This is a genomic window from Campylobacter hepaticus (assembly GCF_001687475.2).
Lineage (GTDB): Bacteria > Campylobacterota > Campylobacteria > Campylobacterales > Campylobacteraceae > Campylobacter_D > Campylobacter_D hepaticus.
Genome location: NZ_CP031611.1, coordinates 131,193 through 153,816, shown reverse-complemented (window position 1 = coordinate 153,816; position 22,624 = coordinate 131,193). Strand labels below are relative to the sequence as shown.

Annotated in this window: 19 protein-coding genes; 10 read left to right on the top strand and 9 right to left on the bottom strand. The window is 29.9% G+C overall.

Translation table 11 applies throughout. The features are described 5' to 3' along the window. Positions 1 to 40: 40 nt before the first annotated feature. From purD to A2J15_RS00725, 7 genes are all read left to right on the top strand, one after another. On the top strand, positions 41 to 1,291 hold the full coding sequence (purD, locus tag A2J15_RS00755; protein ID WP_066776171.1) for a phosphoribosylamine--glycine ligase: 1,251 nt from the start codon (positions 41 to 43) through the stop codon (positions 1,289 to 1,291). After that, on the top strand, positions 1,288 to 1,740 hold the full coding sequence (locus tag A2J15_RS00750) for an RDD family protein (protein WP_066776168.1): 453 nt from the start codon (positions 1,288 to 1,290) through the stop codon (positions 1,738 to 1,740). Before purD ends, A2J15_RS00750 begins: the two co-directional genes overlap by 4 nt. Beyond that, positions 1,730 to 3,778, top strand: coding sequence for an LPS-assembly protein LptD (locus A2J15_RS00745; RefSeq protein ID WP_066776166.1), 2,049 nt, complete (start codon positions 1,730 to 1,732; stop codon positions 3,776 to 3,778). Before A2J15_RS00750 ends, A2J15_RS00745 begins: the two co-directional genes overlap by 11 nt. Positions 3,779 to 3,846: 68 nt before the next feature. Then, entirely contained in the window at positions 3,847 to 5,988 is a 2,142-nt protein-coding gene (locus tag A2J15_RS00740) for a polyribonucleotide nucleotidyltransferase (protein WP_066776446.1), read from the top strand. Then, complete coding sequence (locus tag A2J15_RS00735) at positions 5,985 to 6,473, top strand: DNA-deoxyinosine glycosylase (RefSeq protein ID WP_066776163.1); 489 nt, start codon at positions 5,985 to 5,987, stop codon at positions 6,471 to 6,473. Before A2J15_RS00740 ends, A2J15_RS00735 begins: the two co-directional genes overlap by 4 nt. A gap of 149 nt (positions 6,474 to 6,622) precedes the next feature. Continuing rightward, entirely contained in the window at positions 6,623 to 7,078 is a 456-nt protein-coding gene (locus tag A2J15_RS00730; protein ID WP_066776160.1) for a low molecular weight protein-tyrosine-phosphatase, read from the top strand. Between the two features lie 253 nt (positions 7,079 to 7,331). Beyond that, on the top strand, positions 7,332 to 8,621 hold the full coding sequence (locus A2J15_RS00725) for a major outer membrane protein (RefSeq protein WP_066776157.1): 1,290 nt from the start codon (positions 7,332 to 7,334) through the stop codon (positions 8,619 to 8,621). 49 nt (positions 8,622 to 8,670) lie between these two features. Here the strand turns inward: A2J15_RS00725 and dnaJ are convergent, their stop codons facing one another. After that, complete coding sequence (gene dnaJ, locus A2J15_RS00720; RefSeq protein ID WP_066776154.1) at positions 8,671 to 9,792, bottom strand: molecular chaperone DnaJ; 1,122 nt, start codon at positions 9,790 to 9,792, stop codon at positions 8,671 to 8,673. Between the two features lie 159 nt (positions 9,793 to 9,951). On the opposite strand from dnaJ, the gene A2J15_RS00715 reads away from it, so the two are divergent. Genes A2J15_RS00715 through recR form a run of 3 tightly spaced genes read left to right on the top strand, consistent with a single transcriptional unit; the run spans position 9,952 to position 12,427 of the window. Next, the gene (locus tag A2J15_RS00715) at positions 9,952 to 10,623 is read left to right on the top strand and encodes a response regulator transcription factor (protein ID WP_066776151.1); all 672 of its coding nucleotides are present in this window, start codon (positions 9,952 to 9,954) and stop codon (positions 10,621 to 10,623) included. Beyond that, complete coding sequence (locus A2J15_RS00710) at positions 10,620 to 11,852, top strand: ArsS family sensor histidine kinase (protein WP_066776149.1); 1,233 nt, start codon at positions 10,620 to 10,622, stop codon at positions 11,850 to 11,852. Before A2J15_RS00715 ends, A2J15_RS00710 begins: the two co-directional genes overlap by 4 nt. Next, the gene (gene recR / locus A2J15_RS00705; RefSeq protein WP_066776146.1) at positions 11,852 to 12,427 is read left to right on the top strand and encodes a recombination mediator RecR; all 576 of its coding nucleotides are present in this window, start codon (positions 11,852 to 11,854) and stop codon (positions 12,425 to 12,427) included. The genes A2J15_RS00710 and recR overlap by 1 nt, the downstream gene beginning before the upstream one ends. Here recR and A2J15_RS00700 read toward each other — a convergent pair. From A2J15_RS00700 to tyrS, 8 genes are all read right to left on the bottom strand, one after another. After that, positions 12,424 to 12,960 carry a HyaD/HybD family hydrogenase maturation endopeptidase gene (locus A2J15_RS00700; RefSeq protein ID WP_066776142.1) on the bottom strand — a complete coding sequence of 179 codons (537 nt, stop codon included), beginning with the start codon at positions 12,958 to 12,960 and terminating at the stop codon, positions 12,424 to 12,426. The genes recR and A2J15_RS00700 overlap by 4 nt on opposite strands. After that, on the bottom strand, positions 12,957 to 13,649 hold the full coding sequence (gene cybH, locus A2J15_RS00695; RefSeq protein ID WP_066776138.1) for a Ni/Fe-hydrogenase, b-type cytochrome subunit: 693 nt from the start codon (positions 13,647 to 13,649) through the stop codon (positions 12,957 to 12,959). The genes A2J15_RS00700 and cybH overlap by 4 nt, the downstream gene beginning before the upstream one ends. 10 nt (positions 13,650 to 13,659) lie before the next feature. Then, positions 13,660 to 15,375 carry a nickel-dependent hydrogenase large subunit gene (locus tag A2J15_RS00690; protein WP_066776135.1) on the bottom strand — a complete coding sequence of 572 codons (1,716 nt, stop codon included), beginning with the start codon at positions 15,373 to 15,375 and terminating at the stop codon, positions 13,660 to 13,662. A gap of 2 nt (positions 15,376 to 15,377) precedes the next feature. Beyond that, positions 15,378 to 16,517 (bottom strand): hydrogenase small subunit, encoded by a 1,140-nt coding sequence (locus tag A2J15_RS00685; protein ID WP_066776133.1) that lies wholly within the window; start codon positions 16,515 to 16,517, stop codon positions 15,378 to 15,380. A 115-nt stretch (positions 16,518 to 16,632) separates the two neighbouring features. Beyond that, positions 16,633 to 18,471 carry a bifunctional tRNA (5-methylaminomethyl-2-thiouridine)(34)-methyltransferase MnmC2/FAD-dependent 5-carboxymethylaminomethyl-2-thiouridine(34) oxidoreductase MnmC1 gene (gene mnmC, locus A2J15_RS00680; RefSeq protein WP_066776131.1) on the bottom strand — a complete coding sequence of 613 codons (1,839 nt, stop codon included), beginning with the start codon at positions 18,469 to 18,471 and terminating at the stop codon, positions 16,633 to 16,635. Next, entirely contained in the window at positions 18,468 to 20,324 is a 1,857-nt protein-coding gene (locus A2J15_RS00675; RefSeq protein ID WP_066776129.1) for an N-acetylmuramoyl-L-alanine amidase, read from the bottom strand. Before A2J15_RS00675 ends, mnmC begins: the two co-directional genes overlap by 4 nt. Beyond that, positions 20,324 to 21,415, bottom strand: coding sequence for a nitronate monooxygenase (locus A2J15_RS00670; protein WP_066776127.1), 1,092 nt, complete (start codon positions 21,413 to 21,415; stop codon positions 20,324 to 20,326). Before A2J15_RS00670 ends, A2J15_RS00675 begins: the two co-directional genes overlap by 1 nt. After that, entirely contained in the window at positions 21,412 to 22,617 is a 1,206-nt protein-coding gene (gene tyrS, locus A2J15_RS00665; RefSeq protein WP_066776125.1) for a tyrosine--tRNA ligase, read from the bottom strand. The genes A2J15_RS00670 and tyrS overlap by 4 nt, the downstream gene beginning before the upstream one ends. Positions 22,618 to 22,624: the final 7 nt, after the last annotated feature.

Here is a 22,624-nt window from a genome sequence, read left to right as displayed (position 1 = left end):
TTATCAAAACGGCTGTTTGGGTTTATAAAGGAGATATATAATGAAAATAATGATTTTAGGTAGCGGTGCAAGAGAATATTCTATTGCTTTAGCCTTAAAAAGAGTGGATGAAAATTTAGAATTTTATTTTGCTCCAGGTAATGGCGCTACTAAAAGTCTTGGAACTAATTTAAACTTGAAAGATCCAGTAGTTTTAGCAACTTATGCAAAAGAAAAAAATTTTGATCTTTGTATTGTAGGAAGTGAAAGCTTTTTAGCCGAAGGTATTGTAGATATTTTTAAACAACAAAAACTTGCTATTTTTGGTCCAAGTAAGGCCGCTGCAATGCTTGAAACTTCAAAGTCTTTTATGAAAAGTTTTCTTAAAAAATATCGTATTAAAACCGCTAAATTTTTAAATACAAACGATCTAGAAAAAGCAAAAACTTTTATATATAGTCTAACCCCACCCATTGTAGTAAAAGCTGATGGACTTTGCGCAGGAAAAGGTGTAATCATAGCCAAAACCCACGAACAAGCTATAAAACAAACAGCTCAAATGCTTAGTGGTGAAAGTTTTGGTGATGCAGGAAAACTTGTTGTAATTGAAGAATTTTTAGACGGATTTGAATTAAGTATCTTTGCAATTTGCGATGGTAATGATTTTATCTTGCTTCCTGTAGCCCAAGATCATAAAAAATTACTCGATAACGATCAAGGACCAAACACTGGTGGCATGGGTGCTTATGCGCCTAGTTCTTTAGCAAATGAAAGTTTGCTTAGAAAAGTTCAAAAAGATATTATTTTACCAACCTTAGCAGGAATGAAAAAAGAAGGTGCTGAATTTTGTGGCGTTTTATTTATAGGTGCTATGATAGTTGGCAATAAACCTTATGTTTTAGAATTTAATGTACGTTTTGGGGATCCAGAATGCGAAGTCTTAATGCCTTTAATTGAAAATCCCCTAGAATTAATCTTAGCTGCTACTCAAAAACGTTTAAAACATACAAAAGTCAAAATCAAAAAAGAATACGCAGTAGGTGTTGTATGTGCAAGCCAAAATTATCCTTATGCTCATTCACCAAAAAGTGAAATTACCATTAAAGATATCCCTAAAAATACGCATATTTCTTATGCAGGAGTAAGTTTAGAAGATGGTAAATTAATGGCTGATGGAGGAAGAGTTTTAGTTTGTGTTGGAACAGGCAAAAGCATTCAAGAAGCACAAGAAAATGCTTATAAACTTTGCGATAATGTCAATTTTCAAGGCAAACAATTTAGAAAAGATATCGCACACCAGGTTCTTAAATGAGAGAAAATTTACAAGAACGTTTAGAGCGCGAAAACCTAAAAATAGCAAGTTTTACAAAAAGAGTCTTAGCCTTTTTAATTGACGATATGATTATTTCTTTAATCATATTTATCATTTTTTATGATCGTTTAATGCAAGCAAAAGATATACTTGAAACAACTCAAATTATAGGTAATTTTTATCTTGGTTTGATTTTGCTTCATTTTAGCTATCAAACCATTTTCACCTATCTTTATGGCGCAAGTTTAGGAAAAATAGTATGCAAGATCATCATCTTAGATGAAAATCTTTTAGATAAACCTAATCTCATTCAAAGTTGCATTAGATCTGCAATAAGACAAGTTAGTGCTATGGTTTTCATGCTTGGATTTGCTTGGGCTTTAAGCAATAATTTACGCAAAAGCTGGGAGGATTATTTAGCAAGGACAATAGTAGTTGATGTGGGCTAAATTAACTTTATTTTTAGCTGCTAGTATAAGTTTACATGCAGCACAAATTGACATTTATGCCCTTGATGCTAAAAAAGAAGGTGATATATTAGTTGCAAATGATGATGTTGTTATTTTTTCTGATTTTTATTTTATCACTGCTAAAAAAGCTATTTACAATGAAAAAACAGGAGATCTTGAACTCTTTGATGATGTAAATATACTAAGAGGACAAAATGAAAGATCTCATTCTGATTATGCTAAAATCAATTTAAATTCTAATCAAGCTCATTTTCGTAATTTCTTTTTTGCTAACAATAATCTTGAAGTATGGTTTCAAAGCAAACAAAGTCAGTTAAATAATAAGATTTTCAAAAGTAAAATTTCAGCTGTTTCAAGTTGTAATGTTGAAGATCCTGATTGGGAAATCCGTTTTTCAGAAGGCTGGCTTAATAGAGAAAGCAATTTTGTACACTTATACAATGCAAAATTATATGTAAAAAATACCCCTGTTTTTTATCTTCCTTATTTTGGTTTTAGTGCCGATACTCACAGAAAAAGCGGTCTTTTAATCCCCAAAATCGTTTTAAAAAGTAGCGAAGGCTTATATTATGAACAGCCCATTTATATAGCCACTCATGAAAATTGGGACTTAGAACTTAATCCCCAAATTAGGACAAATCGTGGTTTTGCGCTTTACTCAACTTTAAGATTTCTTGATTCTACTTATTCAACAGGAGAATTAAATTTTGGTACCTTTAGGGAAAACACCTCTTATTATCGTGATGAAAATTTAAAAAATCAAACCCATTATGGAGTGGAATTAAAATACTCAAGAGATAATTTAATCAAATCTTTATTAAGCGATAATTTTCAAGAAGGTTTATGGATAGATGCAACCTATCTTAATGATGTAGATTATTTAAATCTTAGAAGCAGAGATTATCGTGATCTTAATTCACTTGTAAGCTCTAAAATCAATTATTTTTTAGCCGATGAAAACAATTTTTATGGGGCTTATGCAAAATATTATATTGATACTTCAAAACTCAATAATAACACCACCTTACAAGAATATCCTAGCTTTCAATACCATAGGTTCTTAAACAATCTTTTTGATGAACGTTTAAGGTATTCTTTTGATGCTTCATTTCATAATTTTTATCGCCCCTCTGGCTCTTATGCAAATGAATTAAATTTAGATTTGCCTATATCTTATCATAATGCTTTTTTTGAAGGTTTCTTGCATTTTACTTTCACAGAAAGATTTTATGCTTCTTTTGTAAATTATACCAATGATCCAGAAAAAAATCACGAACATTATTATGCAAACATCCATGATTTTAACATTTATACAGATCTTTCTAAAGCTTATAATACTTTCTTTCATACTTTAAATTTAGGCATAAATTACGTCTTACCTGGAGGAAAATCAGGTCAAATCACTCAAGATTATCTTAAACAGTATAAAAAAGAAAACGAACATACTAATCTTTATGCTGTACAGTATTTTTATGATACTCAAGGACAAAAAAAAATCAAACATACTATTGCTCTTGATTATCTAAATAAAGAAAAACAATTTAATGAATTAGAAAATCTTTTAACTTATTATTTTAATGAAAATACTAATTTTAATAGTGAAATCCTTTATTCTTACAAACAAAATCGTTTCACTAATATCATAAGCCAAATAGAAACAAAATTAAATTCTCAATTTAACTGGATGTTCTCTCATGCTTATCAAAATGATGAATATGGAAAATACAGTTTTATTGGCACACGAGCAAATTACATTCTTACACCTAATTATAATCTATTTAGTGGTATTTGGTTTGATACTCAAAGAGCTCATGCAAATATGTGGGAATTAGGCTATACTTATCAAAGAAAATGTTGGAATTATTCTTTAATGTATAGAGAAAGAATAGATCCTCAACTAACTAGTGGTGGTATTACAGCTAAAAACCAAAGTGGGATTTATTTTATTTTTAACTTCTATCCTTTAGGAGGTGTAAAATATGACTTTTCTATAGCAGAAAGCGAAAATAAAATTTAAAAGGATAAAATTTGCTCAATATTTTTAAAAATTTTACCAATTTACTATCTGGAAAAAAAGGACAAACCATGCAATATAGCATAGAAATTAATCAAAATATAGAAGTGTTTGATATAAACAAAGTTGCAAAACAAGCCTCTGGTGCTGTTTTAATGAGACAAGGTAAAAGCGTTATTTTAGCTACACTTGCAAGAGAAGAAAAACAAGTAGAAGAGGACTTTTTACCCTTAACAGTACAATATATCGAAAAAAGCTATGCTGCAGGAAAAATTCCAGGAGGCTATATCAAAAGAGAAACCAAACCTAGCGATATAGAAACATTAACAGCACGCATTATAGATAGAAGCTTACGCCCTCTTTTTCCAAAAGGCTATGCTTATCCAACACAAATTGTAGTTATGGTTCTTTCTGCTGATCCTAAACAAGATTTACAAGTTATGAGCTTAAATGCTGCAAGCATAGCACTTTATCTTAGCGATATTCCTATAAAAGCTCCAGTATGTGGTGTTCGCATAGGTAAAATTAATGGCAATTTAGTCCTTAATCCTAACAATGAAGAATTTAAAAATTCCACACTCGATCTTTATGTAGCAGGACTTAAAGATGATCTTTTAATGATAGAAATGAGATCTTTAGCCAAGCAAAAAGAAAATCAAGATCTTAACAATCTCACAGATCAAACTTCTACGCAAGAGATGAACGAATTAAGCGAAGATGAAATCTTACAAGCCTTAAATTTAGCCCAACAAGCCATATCCAATGGATCTCATGCTTATGAAAAAACCTTTAGCAAACACAAAAAATCTTCTCAAATCGCATTAAAAACCCCAGATGAATATCCTGAAATTTTAACCTTTATAGAAAAAAATTTCGAAAAAGAAATCAAAAATGCCATCAATCAAATGGCAAAAAGTGAAAGAACAAGCCACTTAGATAAAATTGCTAAAAATATTTTAGAACTTGATATTGCCAAAACATGGGATGAAGAAAAAATTTTAAATGCCCTCAATAAAATCAAACGCAAAATCATTCGATCTCAAATTTTAAACGAAAGAAAAAGAGCTGATAATAGAGCCTTAAATGAAGTACGTCCTATAAGCATAGAAACCAATATCTTACCTAATACACATGGATCTTGTCTTTTTACACGTGGACAAACCCAAGCTTTAGTAGTAACTACCCTAGGCACAGAAAATGATGCACAAATGATAGACTTGCTTACAGAAAAAAACCCTATTAGTGAACGCTTTATGGTAAATTATAATTTTCCTGGTTTTTCAGTAGGTGAAGCTAGTATGATTAAAGCACCTGGAAGAAGAGAATTAGGGCATGGCAATTTAGCCAAAAGAGCACTACATCCAAGCATAGATGAAAACTATCCTTATGTCATACGTTTAGTAAGTGAAATCTTAGAAAGCAATGGATCAAGTTCTATGGCAACAGTTTGTGGAGGATCTTTAGCCTTAAAAGCTGCAGGCATTCCTAGTTTAAAACTTATAGCAGGTGTAGCCATGGGACTCATCTTTGAAGAAAATCAATACGCCATCTTAACAGATATCATGGGACTTGAAGATCATGATGGAGATATGGATTTTAAAGTTGCTGGAAGTAAAGATGGTATTACTGCTTTACAAATGGATATAAAATTAGGTGGAATCACCCAAGAAATACTAAAAGCAGCCCTTTATCAAGCTAAAGAAGCAAGAATACATATTTTAAATATCATGGAAGAAGCTGCTAAAAACATCATAGTCAATGAAGAAATCATACCAAAACTTGAACTTTTTAAAGTAGATCCTTCAAAAATCGTTGATATTATAGGCCAAGGAGGAAAAACCATAAAAGAAATCATAGATAAGTTTGAAGTTTGCATAGACTTAGACCGCGAAAAAGGTGAAGTAAAAATTACAAGCAGTAACAATGAACAAATACAAGCAGCAAAAAATTATATTTTAAATCTTACCTCTTGCAAAGCAAATAAAAAAAATACCAAAGACAAAGATCTATCAGATTTTGAACTCGGACAAGAATACCAAGGCATTATTAAAAAAATCACTTCTTTTGGGTGCTTTGTAGAGCTTAAAAATGGGATTGATGGTTTATTGCATCATTCAAAAACTCAAAATCAAAACTTACAAGAAAACCAAAGCCTAAAAGTTAAAATCAGCGAAATAAAAAAGGGTAAAATTTCTGTGGATTTGTGTGAATGAATGATTTTTTAAACCATCCTTTTAAACCTTTTTTTAACAAAGATTCTAAAATTCTTATTTTAGGATCCTTTCCTTCTATAAAATCTAGACAAGATGGTTTTTATTACCAACACCCAAGAAATCGTTTTTGGCCCTTACTAGAAAGTCTTTTTCATGTAAAATTAGACAATATCACCAAACAAAAACAATTCTTAAAAGAAAAAAACATAGCACTTTGGGATGTCTTAGCTAGTTGTAAAATCAAAAAATCAGATGATAAAACCATAAGTTATGCAAAGGCAAATGATTTAAATCTCATTTTAAAACAAGCAAAAATTAAAGCCATTTTCACCACAGGACAAAGTGCTTATAAATTCTTTCAAAAATTCCATCCTCATTTACAAGCTACATCCCTTCCTTCAAGCTCTCCTGCGAATTTAAATTTTTCTTTTGAGAGGCTTTTAGAAAATTATAAAATACTTAAAGACTATTTAGAATCATCTTAATTATAAATTCATTATACATTTAATATAAAGTATTTTTTAAAAATACTTTATATTACAAAAATTAAGTAATAAATATTTTTTAAATAAAATATATCTTATTAAATTTAAAAAAATATTATATGATATGTATTTTAAATCAAGGAAAAATCATGAAAAAAATATGCTTTATTTGCCTAGGTAATATATGCCGCTCACCCATGGCTGAATTTATCATGAAAGATCTTCTTCAAAAAGCTAAATTAGAAAAAGATTTTTTCATCACAAGTGCAGGAACTTCAAAACAACATCAAGGAGAATGTATGCACCATAAAACTCAAAACAAACTCATCAAAGCTAATATACCCCATCAAGCTTTTAAAAGTAAACCACTCACTCAAAAACTTTGCGATGAAAGTGATTTTTTAATCACCATGGATCAGGCTAATTTTAAATATGTTCAAAAAAATTTTATCAATACTCAAAATAAAATATTAAAAATTACTGATTTTACCCCTGAATTAGCTTATGATGAAGTACCTGATCCTTGGTATAGTGGGAATTTTGATGAAACTTATCAAATTTTATCTTTAGCTTGCAAAAATTTACTCAACTTTTTCCAAAAATAAAATCCTAAATCAAAACAAATTACTTCCCATTTACTTTTTGAACTTATACTTCATTTACCAAATAAAACATTCATAAGAAAAACTCCTTAAAATTATACACCCAACTTAAGTCCCTTAAGTTGGGCTTTTATCTAGGATACAACACCTTCAAAACTCAAGTTTTTTAATATTTTAAGTACCTCTTAAGAAAAAACTCCAAATTTATGTGCTACAATTACGATGTTTTATTAATTTAATAACAAGGAGAATTCTCATGAAACTAGTTAAACTTAGTTTAGTAGCAGCTCTTGCTGCAAGTACTTTTTCATTGGCAAATGCTAGCTCACTTGAAGAAGTAATCAAAGATATTGATGTATCTGGGGTATTAAGATACCGCTACGACACAGCCAATGCTTGGAGTGGTGAAGACTATTTCTATGGTATGTCTGGCAAACAAGCTCACAAATACAGAGCACAAATCAATTTAAGCAGCGCTATAGCTGATAATTTCAAAGCTTTTATCCAATTTGACTATAGCTCAACAGATGGCGGTTATGGTGAAGATAGCGTAGCTAATACAAGCAATACTCTAAACGTACGCCAATTATACTTAACTTATACAAATGAAGATACTAATACAAATATCATTGCAGGTAAACAACAACTCAATACCATTTGGACTGATAATGGTGTTGATGGTTTAGTTGGAACAGGTATTAAAGCAGTAAATAACAGCATAGATGGTTTAACCCTAGCTGCTTTTGCAATAGATAGCTTTAATGAGCAAATACCAGATACAGTTGCTTCCTCAGGAAATAATGGTGGTACACAAGTTTCAATAGTTGATAGAGGTAATGCTAATGGAGATAGTGATATTAGCCCTGTTTTAAATTGGGATAAAAACCTTTATGGTGCTGCAGCTATTAGTTCTTATGAACTCTTAGGTGGACAATTTGATTCTCAATTATGGTTAGCTTATATGAGTGATAATGCTTTCTTATATGCTTTAGACCTAGCTTATAGCACAACTATTTTTGATGGGATCAATTGGAATATCCAAGGAACCTATTTAGGAAATTCTTTAGATAATAAACTTAAAGATCTCTTAAATAACAAAGCAGCAAATGGCAATTTCTTTGCTTTAAAAGGCTCTATTGAATTTAATGCTTGGGATGCAAGCTTAGGTGGTTTATACTATGGTGACAAAGATAAAACCACAGTAACCACTATAGAAGATCAAGGTAATCTTGATTTACCAGGTGAAGAAATTTTCTATACCCAAGGATCTAGACTAAATGGAGACTTAGGTAGAAATACTTATGGTTATGTAACAGCTGGTTATACTTTTAATGAAACTGTTCGCGTAGGTGGTGACTTCATATATGGAGGAACAAAAACTTTTGATAATACAGGTGGTAAAAAATTAGAAGCTGTTGCTAGAGTAAATTATAAATACTCTCCAAAACTTAACTTCTCAGCATTTTATTCTTATGTAAATGTTGATACAGATCCAAAAGATACTCATAAAGACGCTGTAAGACTTCAAGCTCTTTACAAATTCTAAAATCAAAGCGGGATTAACCCGCTTTTTATCAATTTATTTCATCAAAATCTTAAGACTTAAACCACTGAGTGATTTTTTCAAAAAGCCCTTTTTGTTCTTGATGCATACCATCTTTTATACCAAAACTTTCACTAAGCTTTTCTAAAAGTTCTTTTTGTTCTTCATTTAAAGTATTAGGAAATTTAATAGCAATTTGAACGATTTGATTGCCTTTGCGAGAACTGTGTATATCTTTTACTCCTTCTTTTTCAAGCACAAATCTTTGCCCATCTTTAACCCCTTTTGGCAAAGTTAAAAGCGCTTCTCCGCGTATGGTGGGAACTTTAATACTTTGTCCTAAAATAGCTTGAGTGAAAAACACAGGAAATTCTATATAAATATCTTCACCATCTCTTATAAAAGTTTCATCTTCACTAGCTATAATCTTAACATACATATCACCCCTAGTGCCGTTTTTAAGAATATTGCCTTTATTATTTACACGAAGTTTCATGCCCGTATCCACACCCTCAGGTATATTAAGCTCTATACTATCTTTAACTTCACTATAAGCTAAACCCTTACAAGTTTCACATTTTTGAGTAATTTTCTCCCCACTTCCTTGACAATCAGGACAAGTTTGAGCAAAAGTAATAAAACCTTGAGAAATACCAACTTGACCCCTACCTTTACATTTTGGACAAGTTTGAGTTTTTCCTTCTTTAGCCCCTGTTCCATTGCAAGTCTTACAAGAACTTTTATAAGTAAATTCTATATTTTTTTTACAACCAAAAATGGCTTCTTTAAAACTCAATTTTAAATTCATTACAAAATCTGAAGGAATTTTTTCATCGTGTGAATTTTTTCTACGGCGTGATGAAGCGCCAAAACCCTCTCCAAAAAAACTAGAAAATAAATCTCCCAAATCTTCAAAACCGCCAAAACCTGAATTGCTAGAAAATCCACCATTTTTTAAAGCATCTTTTCCATATCTATCATAAATAGCACGCTTTTCATCATTGCTTAAAACCTCATAAGCTTCATTGACTAATTTAAATTTATCTTCAGCTTCTTTATCACCTTGATTTCTATCAGGATGATATTGTAAAGCCATTTTTCTATAAGCTTTTTTTATAGTTTCTTTATCAGCGCTTTGCGTAATCTCTAAAATTTCATAATAATTTATTTCCACATTATTCCTTTAAAAGTTAAAAAATTGATGAGAATTTTCATTTCAAAAATTCAGAAATATAATTTTAGCAAAAATATAATCAATAATTTATCAAATTTTAAATAAAATTATGTAAAGATTATAAAGCTTACATAAAAATTTTATTTTAAGGATAACAAAATGATTAATGTGTTAATGATAGAAGATAATCCTGATTTTGCACAATTATTATCTGAGTACTTGGCTCAATTTAATATTAAAATCACAAATTTTGAAGATCCTAAAACTGCTTTAAATGTAGGTGTTCAAGGATATGGCTGTTTAATTTTAGATTTAACCCTACCAGGAATTGATGGTCTTGAAGTTTGTAGAGAAATCAGACAAAAAAGCAATATTCCCATCATTATCTCATCAGCTAGAGGTGATCTAAGTGATAAAGTTGTAGGACTTCAAATTGGTGCTGATGATTATTTACCAAAACCTTATGATCCAAAAGAAATGTATGCAAGAATCATGAGCCTTATTCGTCGTACAAAAAGAATCGAACATACCAATAATGATAATATTAATTCTCTTTTTAAAATCAATGAAAGAAGACATGAAATCACTTATCAAGATAAGGCTCTAACACTTACTCCTGCTGAATATGAAATTTTAGAATATCTTATCCAGCAACACGGATATAGTATTTCAAGAGAACAATTAGTAAGCCGTTGTAAGAATTTAAAAGATAAAGATTCTAAAAGTCTTGATGTTATTATAGGTCGTTTAAGAGTTAAAATAGGTGATAGCTCAAAGTCTCCTAAACATATTTTTTCTGTTAGAGGTATAGGGTATAAACTTATAGGATGATAAAGCATTATTCTATTTATACCAAATTAATTATTCTACTTAGCGTTATTTTCTTAGTTTGCGTGTTATTTATTGTACTTTTTAAAATAGAAGCAAATGCTAATGAAGAAGAAAGTTTAAAACAAGAAAATCTTATAAAAAATTTATCTTTATTTTATGAAAACAATATCTCTAATGCTAAAATACAAACTTATCTTAATAATAATGGTTTTCATTCTATACAAGATCAAGATCTTATAAAAACCATAAGAAACCAAGCTCAAATCTTATTTCAAGCTGATAAAACATCATGTGTTTTTTCTTCTTTAAAATATGATAATGATCTTTATTTTGATCTTAAATGTAAAGATTTTAATGCTTTATACCAAACAAATACAACCAATCCTATCCATAATCTTTTATTAGTAGGTTTTTTTGCCTTTTCTTTATTAATAGTATTTATGTATTTTTCTGTATTAAGATCTTTAGAACCTTTAAAAAAACTTAAAAAACAAGTTGAAGAAGTTGAAAATGGAAAGCAAATTGATTTATTAGACTATGAAAAAGATGAAATTGGTAAAATCGCTTTTGAATTCCAAAAAGCTTTTAAAAAAAATCAAGAATTAATCGAATCAAGGCAACTTTTTTTACGCACCATTATGCATGAACTTAAAACCCCTATAGGCAAGGGCAGGATTATCTCTGAAATGATTAAAGAAGACAGGCAAAAAGAACGCTTAATTAATATATTTTTGCGTATGGATTCTTTAATCAATGAAATTGCTAAAATAGAAAATTTATTTTCCAAAAATTATAATTTACACTTTAAACCTATTCGTTTTAGTGCTATTCTCCAAGAAACTAAAGAACATCTTATGAGAGATGATTTTAATAAAATCGTAAAAGTTGATTTAAAATATGATGCTCTTATTAATGTTGATACAGAAATTTTTTCTATTATCTTAAAAAATCTTATTGATAATGCATTAAAATACTCACATAATGGTATTTGTGAACTCTTTTGTTGTAAAGAATGTTTTATAGTTAAAAATCTAGGAAAACCTTTAGCAGAACCTATAGAACACTATCTTGAAGCCTTCACCCGAGAAAAACACACTCAAGTTAAAGGTATGGGGCTAGGACTTTATATAGTTTCAGAAGTATGCAAATTGCATGATTTTGATTTAATTTATTTTTATGATGAAGGTAAGCATTGTTTTAAAATTTTCTTTGGAGCTAAAGAAAAATAATGGCAAATCAGGGTTTAGAAAAATTTAATGAACTTATTGAAAGTTTTGCAAATTTACCTACCATAGGTAAAAAAACTGCTATAAGACTTGCTTATCATATTTGTATAAAAAACCAAAACCATGGCATAAAATTAGCTCATAATATAGAAAATGCTCTACGTTTTACAAAACTTTGCGAACAATGCGGAGCTTTAAGTGAAAATGAATTGTGTGAAATTTGCACAGATGAAGAAAGAAATAAAAATATTTTATGTATAGTTGAAAGTCCAAAAGATGTATTAACCCTTGAAGAAAGCAAAAGTTATAATGGACTTTATTTTGTTTTAGATGAGTTAAATGAAAAAAAACTTGAAAAGCTTAGACAAATCATCCTTAATCTTAATATCATAGAACTTATTTTTGCTCTAACTCCTAATATTAACTCTGATGCAACTATATTTTTCATAGAAGAACAATTTAAAAATTTAAATTTATCATTTAGCAAAATCGCCCAAGGAATTCCTAGTGGAGTTAACTTAGAAAATGTAGACTTAGTTTCTTTAAATAAAGCTATGAATTTTAGAACTAAAATTTAATCATTTTTATAAGAAATATCTGCTAATTCTTGCAAGGAAAAATCAGCTATCTTTTCATAAGAAAAACCCTCTTTGCTTAAAAAATCAAGTAAAGTTTTCTCCATAACACTAGCACCTTTAATGATTTGCTCTGAAAGTTTAAAACTCATAGCCTCTATACGTTTTGGTACACAAGCTAAAATATGGGTTTTTGGCAAATCTCCAAGAAGTTCCATATACTGAAGAGTTTGAAGCATTTCTATTTCATGCGCACTTCCACTCCAAGTAATTTTTTTAGGCATAGCATCATAAGGAAAAAAAAACACATCCCCTATACTTGCTCCATCTGCTTCAAGACAGTCTAAAACTATAAGCTTATCGTATTTAGCTATAATATAACTTAATTGCAAAGCCAAAGTTCCCCCATCAACAAAGTCTAAATCAAAACTCGGATGCGTAAATTTATAGTTTTTTTGAATTTGTTTGCAAAGATGAACACCTAAGCCTTCATCTGCAAACATAATATTGCCTATTCCAAGAACTAAAAATTTCAATGCTTTTCTTCTTTAAGAAATTTATACCCACTAATAATAGCATCTACGCCGCCATCTTTATTTTTTATAGCATTAAAAATAGCCATATAAATATGTACTGGTACAAAAACTATAATAACCCACATTAAAATTCTATGATAAGTTCTTACATCAGCTAAACCACCCATAGCTGCTTCAAGAGGTCTTAAAATAGCATATAAAATTCCACCTAAACCTTCGTGATAAGTATGAGTATAAAGAATAAGCCCTGTTAAAATAATACCTAACATCACAAGATAAAAAAAGAAATAAGTTACAAATTGTAAAGGATTATAAACCCCTTTATGATGAGGATGCTTAGCTAAAAAAAGATAAAATTTAATCTGTTGTATGCACAATTTAATATTAAAAACATCCCATACACTTACGCGTTCTTTAGCACTTAGCTTATCACAAAAAAATAAATATATTTTAAAAATAATACAAGCAATCAAAACAAAACCTAATGCTTGATGGACTAAACGGTATTTTGCTTGCATGAAATTAACAGGCTCTGCACCGCTAATAGGGCTTTGAAATACATAAGAAAGGTAATACCCCGTACCAATTAAAAGCACTATAGCAATAGCCCTTATCCAATGCGTCAAACGTAAACCTATACTAAATTCGTATTCAGCTTTTCTTTGCAACTTTTCTTCTTTATTTTGCATGAAAGTCTCCTTATAAATTGACATTCACTTTATATTCACTCAAATTATTACCCTTAGTATCCATTACATGCACGGCACAAGCAATACAAGGATCATAAGAATGAATTTTTCTAATGATTTCAAGAGGTTGTTTAACATCAGCAATTTTAAGACCTATTAAACATTGTTCATAACTTCCACCTATACCATTAGCATCCTTTGGACTCGCATTCCAAGTAGAAGGTACAACAGCTTGCCAATTTTTAATCACTCCATTTTCAATCCTACACCAATGACTCAATGTTCCGCGTGGTACATGCCCCATATAACGCCCTTTATATTCTTTAGAATTATCAATCACATAAGGCGCACAAGTACTTTGATCTATTTTTAAATTTTGCACTAAATTATTAAATGCTCTTAAGGCGTTATTAGCCACAATTTTTGCTTCTATACAACGTGCAGCCGTTCTTCCTAAAGTACTTAATACTGCATTTAAAGGAAGTTGTGTTTGTTTTAAAAACTCATCAACCACTAAAACAACATTTTCATTACCCTTGACATAATTTACTACAATATTAGCCAAAGGTCCTACTTGCATAGGATTTCCCTCATAACGTGGTGCTTTAATCCAACTGTATTTTCCCTTAGTATCAAATACCTTAGAATGCACACTATTTCCATGATGATCTATGCTATAACCATCAACAAGTCCCGTATAATTAGGATTTGTTTTACCATCATATGGATGAAGAGCTTCATTATCTGCATACCAAGAATGTGTTGCTTCTTCAGTGATTTTATCTTCTTCTACTTCATAAACCTTACTTAAATCACCATTTTTAATAATACCGCTTTCAAAAAGCCACTCATCTTTTCCAAGTTGGAATTCTTTAAAGGTATAAAGATTGTTAACTCCAACATCATTTAAAACACTTTTTTCATTTGCATAAGCCTTTCCTGCCATAACAAGATCAGGATAATAAGCACGATTAACAAAGTCTTGTACTTCTTGAAATTTAACCATATATTCACCCATTCTTGCAGGATCAAGTAAATCCATCACGCAAGTTACACCTCCTACAGTTAAACTTTGAGGATGAGGGTTTTTAGCACCAAAGATAGCCATACATTGAGCAATAATTCTTTGAATTCTTAAACATTCAAGATAATGAGAAAGCACGATTAAATTTTGTTCTGGAGTTAAACAATAAGTTGGATGACCATAGTAAGCATTCGCAAAAGGTCCTAAATTACCTTTATCTACAAAAGTTTTAAGTCTTTGTTGAACTTCAAGCAATTTATCAGCACCCGTTGCATAAGGAATTGGAGTATATTTAAAAGCTTCATCACTAGCTTTTTTAACATCTGCACTCAAAGCACTGACCACATCAGCCCAATCAAGTCCGTGAAGTTGATAAAAATGCACTATATGATCATGTAAAAAAAGTGCTGCATTCATCAAAGTTCTAGTTAAAAGAGCATTAAGCGGAGGAGTAATACCCAAAGCATTCTCAACTGCAACTATACCTGCTTTATAATGTGAAAAAGTACAAACCCCACAAATCCTTTGGGTCATAAAACCCGCATCTCTTGGATCACGCCCTTTAACAATAGTTTCAATACCACGCCACAAAGTAGAACCTGCATAAGCTTCTTGTACAATATTATTATCATCAACAACAACTTCAACTCTTAAATGTCCCTCAATTCTTGTAATAGGGTCTACGATAATTTTTTGACTCATTATTATTCCTTATCTTTTTGCATAGAAGATATTAGCGCATGTGCTGCTATAGCAACCCCTGTAAGCGTAAGCACGCCTATGCCTATTTTATCTGAAACACTATCTGCACCAAGCCCAAAAACAGTATCAAATTTATGACTAGCCATAGGCTCTTCAAAAGGCCCCATAGTATCCCAAAAATTAGGCTCAGAACAACCTATACAACCATGTCCTGCTTGAATAGGCCAAGAAGTGTGTTGATTAAATCTTTCTCTAGAACAATTATTAAAAGTATAAGGTCCTTTACAACCTACCTTATAAAGACAATAACCTTTTTTTGCACCTTCATCACCAAAAGCATGGACAAATTCACCCGCATCAAAATGCCCTCTTCTTTCACAAAGATCATGAATTCTTAAACCATAAGCCCATTTTGGTCTATTATAAACATCAAGTGCTGGTAATTGACCAAATAGTAAATAATGAAGTACATTTCCTACAATATTTTTTTCACTTGGAGGACAACCTGGTACATTAATAACTGTTTTAGTACTTACCTTACTTAAAGGTTGTGCATTGCTTGGATTCGGTCTTGCAGCTTGAATTCCACCAAAACTAGAACAAGTCCCTATAGCAAAAATAGCCAAAGCATTATCACTTGCCATTTTTGAAAGCTCATAACCTGTTTTTCCATGAGCTCCTATGGTTAAAAAATGTTCCGTATCTCCCATAGGAATACCACCTTCAACCATTAAAATATATTTATTTTTATATTTTTCAATAGCATTTTCTAAATTTTCCTCAGCTTGCCAACCTGCTGCAGCCATAACAGTTTCATGGTATTCTAAAGAAATATAATCAAAAATCAAACTATCAATAGTTGGAGTATCAGTTCTTAACAAACTCTCACTACAACCTGTACACTCAGCCATATGAAGCCAAATAACAGGAAGTCTATCCGCAAGCTCAGCAGCCTTTGCCACCATAGGAGTAAAACTTGCAGGCAAAGCCAAAAATGCTGTCATTGCTCCTGCCCATTTCATGAAATCTCTTCTAGAAAAACCTGATTTTTCCAAAGCATTTGCAATACTATCACTATCTTTTAAAGAAGGAAGTTTCTCAAGACTCGATAAACGAGATTCTATTTGATGGTAATCAAGCATTATATTTCCTTTATGAAAAAATATATTTTTTAAATGATAAAACAAACAAATTTAAAATAAAATTAAAACCCAGTTCTTATAAAGAAATATTGTAATTATATTAAAATAAACTTAATCATAAGCCTTTTTTAAGCTTTCGTATTAAAAATCTTGCAGGATGAATAGCATGAATATATTTTTTTTGTAAAAATAAAGGTTCATTATTAATCAAAGCACACAAATATCTTGCACTTAAAACACTAGTACTAAATCCTCTTGAACCATGAGCAAAATTAAAATATAAATTATGTGAATTTTTTGGTATTTTTTGTGCTTTATCTTTTGTCCACAATAAAGCTTTATATTCTTGTTTATAAAACATTTCATCATAAGCTTGACCAATTATCATAAAACGATCACTTGAATAAGATCTAAAACCCACTTTAGAACCCATGATTTTTAAATGAAGATCTTTACTTATAAAATCGCTAATATTTTCTATATTTTTTTTATCATCTTCACTTTTAGGGTTTACATTAAAATCTAATCTATCATAACTTGCACCAATAACTTGCAAACCATCTTTTATAGGACAAATATAAGCTTTTGACGATAAAGCAAATTGTGTATATAAAAAAGGTTTTAAATGTGTTACTTGACCTCTTACCTTACTCAGTTTCATTTGCTCATAAAAGATAAAATCTTTTGTATCTGCTCCCATAGCATATACCAAAACCGCATAATCATTTTTTTTCACTTGATCTTTAAATTCTAAAGCAAAAAGCTCATTTTTAAATTCATAAGATTTAAACTCATATCCAAAATGTATTTTTGCTTTGCTTTTTTCAAAAAGACTTCTTACTACAACATGAGGAGAAAAATCACCCCCATCTTCTAAAAAAGCACAATTATCTTTAATATCAAATAAAATATTTTCTTTTTGAGTATGAAATCTTTCTTGCATTAAATCATTATAAGCAAATTCCATTACACCATTAAATTTTAAATCTAAAATTTGCTTATAAAAACGACTCGCTTCTATAAATGAAAGTTCTGATAATTCACCTAAAACTACCCCGGGTTTTAAAATCAAAGAACTTAAAATACCACTTTTATTTCCACTAGCTCCCCCACCAAAATCTAAATTTTTTTCAAAAACATCAACTTCAAATCCCCTTAAACTAAGTTCATAAGCTAAAATAGCACTTGCAATACCTGCTCCAATAATAGCTATTTTTTTAGTTTTTAAAACACAAAAAGTTCTTGAAAAATAAGCTTGCTTATCCTTGACTTCTAATTCTTTTTCTAAAAAAGCCCTTATCATCTCTCTTTTTTTAAAACCTTTAAGTTTTTCAAGTACAAAACCATATTTTTCTAAATTTTTTTGCAAAAAACTTGCAGAAGAAAAAGTACAAATTTGAGTTCCTTTTTTAGAAAGTCTTGCTACTTCAAGCACTAAATTTTCATCAAACATTTGAGGATTTTTACGCGGAGAAAAACCATCTAAATACCATATATCTGCTTTAAAGTCTAATTCTTTTAATATACTAATATCATCAAAAATAAGATCTAAAAAACAATTTTGAAAATAAAAACGATAAATTCCTTTTTTAGCCTTAGGATAAAATTTCAAAAATACTTCTAAAAACTCTTTAAATTCTTCATAAATTCCTAATTTTTGATAAATTTCTCTAAGTTTATCTTTTTCTATATAAAAAGCTTCTATACTAATATAAAATAATTTTCTAGGAGTTTTAGTTTTATCTTCTAAGAAACGTTTTAAAGTAAGAAAAAAATTTAAACCTATACCAAAACCACTCTCAGCAATAACAAAATTTTCTTGAAATTTCCATTCAAAAGCATGAGTATAAACATATTTACTTTCATTTAACCCATCTTTAGAATTAAAATAAAAATCATCAAAATCTAAAGAAAAAGGGGTATTATCTTTAAAAATTATATGAGCTTTTTTCATGGATTATAGTAAAAATAATTTTCCACCCCATCAGCAATTCCTTTAACTAATAAATCTTGAAAAGTCTTATTAGTAAGTCTTTTTCCCTCCGTTGGATGTGTAATATATCCTATTTCAATTAAAATAGCAGGCATTTGAGCCCCTACTAAGACCCAAAATGGTGCTTCTCTTACACCACCATCAACAATTCTATATTTCTTACGGGTTTGAATAAGTATATTTTTTTGCACATCAATAGCAAGTTTGTTTGATGCTACAATCTTTTCACGGTTTAAAAAATTTAAAATGCTTTGTTTAGAAAAATAATTAATTTCTTCAAAATCACCTTGATTTTCTTTTTCTGCAACTTTTTTACTTCTTTCGCTTCTTGCAGGACTTAAAAAGAAAGTTTCTACACCTTCACTGCTTCTAACTTTTGCAGCATTAGGAGCAGCATTAGCATGTATAGAAATAAACAAATCAGCATTTTTATCATTGGCATATTTTGTCCTATCACGCAGATTAATAAACTTATCTAAATGTCTGGTATAAAGGATTTTATAACCACGTTTTTGAAGTTCTAAACCCAATTTTAAAGCCACATTTAAAACAATATCCTTTTCTTTTAAAATACCTTTTTTATCATTTAAAGCTCCACTATCTTTACCGCCATGGCCTGCATCAATAACTATAAGTTTTTGTCCTTTATAATTCACACTTAAAGTTTTATTGGAATTTTGACTTATTTTTTTATTATTAGTTTGAGTATTAAAACCTAAGATAAGATTTTTATCTTTTAAATTTTTTAACAGTTTAAATTCTTTAGGTGAACTTAAAACTACACGCACGGTTTTTGGATCATATTGAACAATACTAATAGTATTTTCTCCAAAAACAAAATTCTTTCTACTTCCTTTTAATATAGCTTTAAAACTTACAATATATCTAAAATTTTTTTGATCTTTAAAATTTGATACATTAATCTCTTTTTCACCTAAATTAGCATTTAAATTTAATGCTATAGAATTTGACATTTTTTCTGTATTTAAAACAGATAAAATTTCATTATTTATTTTACTAATTTTTTGCTTGGTGGTTTTATTTTCTTCTTTTGTGTTTTTTGATTCTAAAGATTGTTTTGAAAAAATCAATTTTTTTTCTTTAAAAGATATATTAATAAGAAGTTCTTTTTTAGCATAAACTACTATACGTATAGTTTTAGGATCAAATTGAGAAATAACCAAACGATAATCATTAAATTTAAACTCTTTTTTAGTTTCTTCTAAAACCCCAGTAAAATCACTAATAAAACGATAATTTCCAGGCTCATTTAAAACAAAACTTTTTATATCATTTTTATCTAAGTTAGCACTCAGTTCAAATTCAACACCTTCTTGGACTTTATTTGATCTTAAAACATAAATTTTTTCATCATTATTTTGCAAAAGATCATTTTCTTGAACACGCTTTATTTTTACACTTTTTATATTTTCATTTTTTTCACTAGATTTAAAAACAGTTTTTTCAACATTTTTTACATTATCTTCAATTTTAATATCTTTAACAAAAACCCTTCTTAAAGCATCAATACTTGCTTGATTTACCCCACTTTCTTTTAATTCATTAACATAGGATTGATCATCTAGTTTTAAAAATCTAGAACTAATAATCAATCTTTTTAAAACTTCTATTTTAGTTTTTTCATCTTCATTAATCACACTTTGTATGTAAAAAATTTTAAGTTGATGATGAAATTTTACTTGTTCTTGAGCTTTAGAATAAATAAATTGTTTATCAAATTCAGCAAGCTCATTTTCATAGGCTCCAAATAAAAAAGTGAAAAAAAATACTAAAAATATAAAAATTTTAGTCATTATTCCCCATTAACTAATTTATCCATGAGTTCTTTAACGCTAATAAGTTTATCTAAACGATAGCCATTTGCACCTGTAAAAAAAAGTCCTGTTTCTTTTTTACCTGACCATGCATCAAAAAGCCTATCTGCTATACAATACCCTACTTTAGTGGCTTCTTTTCCACGTCCACAAGGCGCTACACAATTGCTTATACAATTAATCTTTGGCCCCATTCTCTTATCTACTAAATTTAAAAGATTGGTTCTTACACCCCTTGCTGGATATCCCACAGGAGATTTTATAAGTTCAATATCTTCTTGCTTAGAAGCTAGTAAAACACTTTTAAACTCTTCACTTGCATCACATTCAAAAGTACCTATAAAACGCGTTCCCATTTGCACACCACTAGCACCTAAAGAAAGTGCTTTTTCAATATCCTTTTTATCCCAAATTCCCCCTGCTGCAATCACAGGAAAAGCACCCCAACTTTTTGCTTCTTCAACTACAGGCTCAATTAAATTTTCAAGTTGGTAATTAGGATCTAAACATTGCTCATAAGTAAAGCCTTGATGACCCCCACTTTTTGGTCCTTCTAAAACAACTGCATCAGGCAAACGATTATAACGACTTTGCCATCTTTTACAAATGATTTTTAAAGCTTTTGGTGATGAAACAATAGGCACTAAAGCCACATCAGGAAAATCAAGTGAAAATTCAGGTAAATTAGTAGGAAGACCTGCACCTGAAACAATGATATTAAAACCCACTTCACAAGCATCGCGTACTATTCTTGCATAATCATTACTTGCACATAAAATATTACATCCTAAAGGCAAATCACCGCAGATTTTTCTTGCATTATCAATAAGAGCTTGCAAACCTCTACGAGAATAAAAATTTTCACTTCCATAAGGCTTAGCATTTAATTCTTTACTTACATGCTTTCTTTCTTCATAATACCCTGTTCCCACAGAAGAAATGATCCCAAGTCCTCCATTTAAAGAAACAGCAGAAGCTAGCCTATCCCAACTTATACCTAATCCCATTCCTCCTTGAAAGATGGGATATTTTATAGTGTGTTTTCCTATTTTTATGGGTTTTAAACTCATTCTTTCACCTTTAATTTTGCAAATTTTCTTTTGCCTACTTGCAAGATATATTCTCCTGCATCTAAATACATTTGATCATCACTAATTTTTTCAAAACCAATACTTACTGCATTAGCATGAATACTTCTTCTTGCAGCAGAAGTAGAATTTTCTAAACCACACTCAACCAAAGCTTTAGCAAGCCAAATTTTTCCTTGCACTTGAAATTCTAAAACATCACTTGGCAAAGCATTTTGCGAATGCACCCTATCAAATTCTATTTTGGCATTCTTTGCCTCTTCTTTAGAGTGAAAACGTTGTGTAATCTCTAAAGCTAAATCCTCTTTAGCTTTTTTAGGGTGTAAACTGCCTTGCTTGATATCTTCTTGCATTTGTGCAATTTCTTCTAAACTTTTTTGACTTAAAAGTTCATAATATCTAAACATTAATGTATCACTAATGCTTAAAATTTTAGCATACATATCATTAGCTTTTTCTGTAACACCAATATAATTATTTAAACTTTTACTCATTTTATTAACACCATCTAAACCTTCAAGCAAAGGCATCATAATAACAGCTTGTTCTTTAGATGTATTATAAACTCTTTGAAGTTGTCTTCCCATTAAAAGATTAAATTTTTGGTCTGTTCCACCCATTTCAATATCGCTTTTTAATACCACGCTATCATAACCTTGAAGCAAAGGATATAAAAACTCACAAATTGAAATAGGACTTTGTTCTTTAAATCTTTTTGTAAAATCATCACGTTCAAGCATTCTAGCCACACTAAAAGTTGAAGTAAGCTCAACTATACCCGCTGATCCTAGTTCATTAAGCCATGAAGAATTAAATTTAATTTGTGTTTTTTCTCTATCTAAAATCTTAAAAACTTGAGTCTCATAAGTTCTTGCATTGATTAAAACCTGTTCTTTATCAAGTTTTTTTCGTGTAACATTTTTCCCACTTGGATCCCCAATTTGCCCTGTAAAATCACCAATTAAAAACTGTACAATAGCCCCATGTTTTTGCAAAAAAGCCATCTTAGTTAAAACCACACTATGGCCTAAATGCAAATCCGGAGCCGTTGGATCAAAACCTGCTTTTACAAAAAAATTCTCGCCCTTTTCATAATAATTTTTAATTAAAACTTCTATTCTTTCTTCATCAATAATTTCTGCACAACCACGCTTAAGCTCTGCTAATATTTTTTGCATATCCATAATCTTA

Coding starts and splice junctions, on each gene's coding strand:
- A2J15_RS00675 (WP_066776129.1), bottom strand. CDS start 20,324: ATGACTAAAATTTTTATATTTTTAGTATTTTTTTTCACTTTTTTATTT.
- A2J15_RS00730 (WP_066776160.1), top strand. CDS start 6,623: ATGAAAAAAATATGCTTTATTTGCCTAGGTAATATATGCCGCTCACCC.
- tyrS (WP_066776125.1), bottom strand. CDS start 22,617: ATGGATATGCAAAAAATATTAGCAGAGCTTAAGCGTGGTTGTGCAGAA.
- A2J15_RS00690 (WP_066776135.1), bottom strand. CDS start 15,375: ATGAGTCAAAAAATTATCGTAGACCCTATTACAAGAATTGAGGGACAT.
- A2J15_RS00715 (WP_066776151.1), top strand. CDS start 9,952: ATGATTAATGTGTTAATGATAGAAGATAATCCTGATTTTGCACAATTA.
- A2J15_RS00740 (WP_066776446.1), top strand. CDS start 3,847: ATGCAATATAGCATAGAAATTAATCAAAATATAGAAGTGTTTGATATA.
- cybH (WP_066776138.1), bottom strand. CDS start 13,649: ATGCAAAATAAAGAAGAAAAGTTGCAAAGAAAAGCTGAATACGAATTT.
- A2J15_RS00745 (WP_066776166.1), top strand. CDS start 1,730: ATGTGGGCTAAATTAACTTTATTTTTAGCTGCTAGTATAAGTTTACAT.
- A2J15_RS00685 (WP_066776133.1), bottom strand. CDS start 16,517: ATGCTTGATTACCATCAAATAGAATCTCGTTTATCGAGTCTTGAGAAA.
- recR (WP_066776146.1), top strand. CDS start 11,852: ATGGCAAATCAGGGTTTAGAAAAATTTAATGAACTTATTGAAAGTTTT.
- A2J15_RS00670 (WP_066776127.1), bottom strand. CDS start 21,415: ATGAGTTTAAAACCCATAAAAATAGGAAAACACACTATAAAATATCCC.
- A2J15_RS00735 (WP_066776163.1), top strand. CDS start 5,985: ATGAATGATTTTTTAAACCATCCTTTTAAACCTTTTTTTAACAAAGAT.
- A2J15_RS00710 (WP_066776149.1), top strand. CDS start 10,620: ATGATAAAGCATTATTCTATTTATACCAAATTAATTATTCTACTTAGC.
- mnmC (WP_066776131.1), bottom strand. CDS start 18,471: ATGAAAAAAGCTCATATAATTTTTAAAGATAATACCCCTTTTTCTTTA.
- A2J15_RS00750 (WP_066776168.1), top strand. CDS start 1,288: ATGAGAGAAAATTTACAAGAACGTTTAGAGCGCGAAAACCTAAAAATA.
- A2J15_RS00725 (WP_066776157.1), top strand. CDS start 7,332: ATGAAACTAGTTAAACTTAGTTTAGTAGCAGCTCTTGCTGCAAGTACT.
- purD (WP_066776171.1), top strand. CDS start 41: ATGAAAATAATGATTTTAGGTAGCGGTGCAAGAGAATATTCTATTGCT.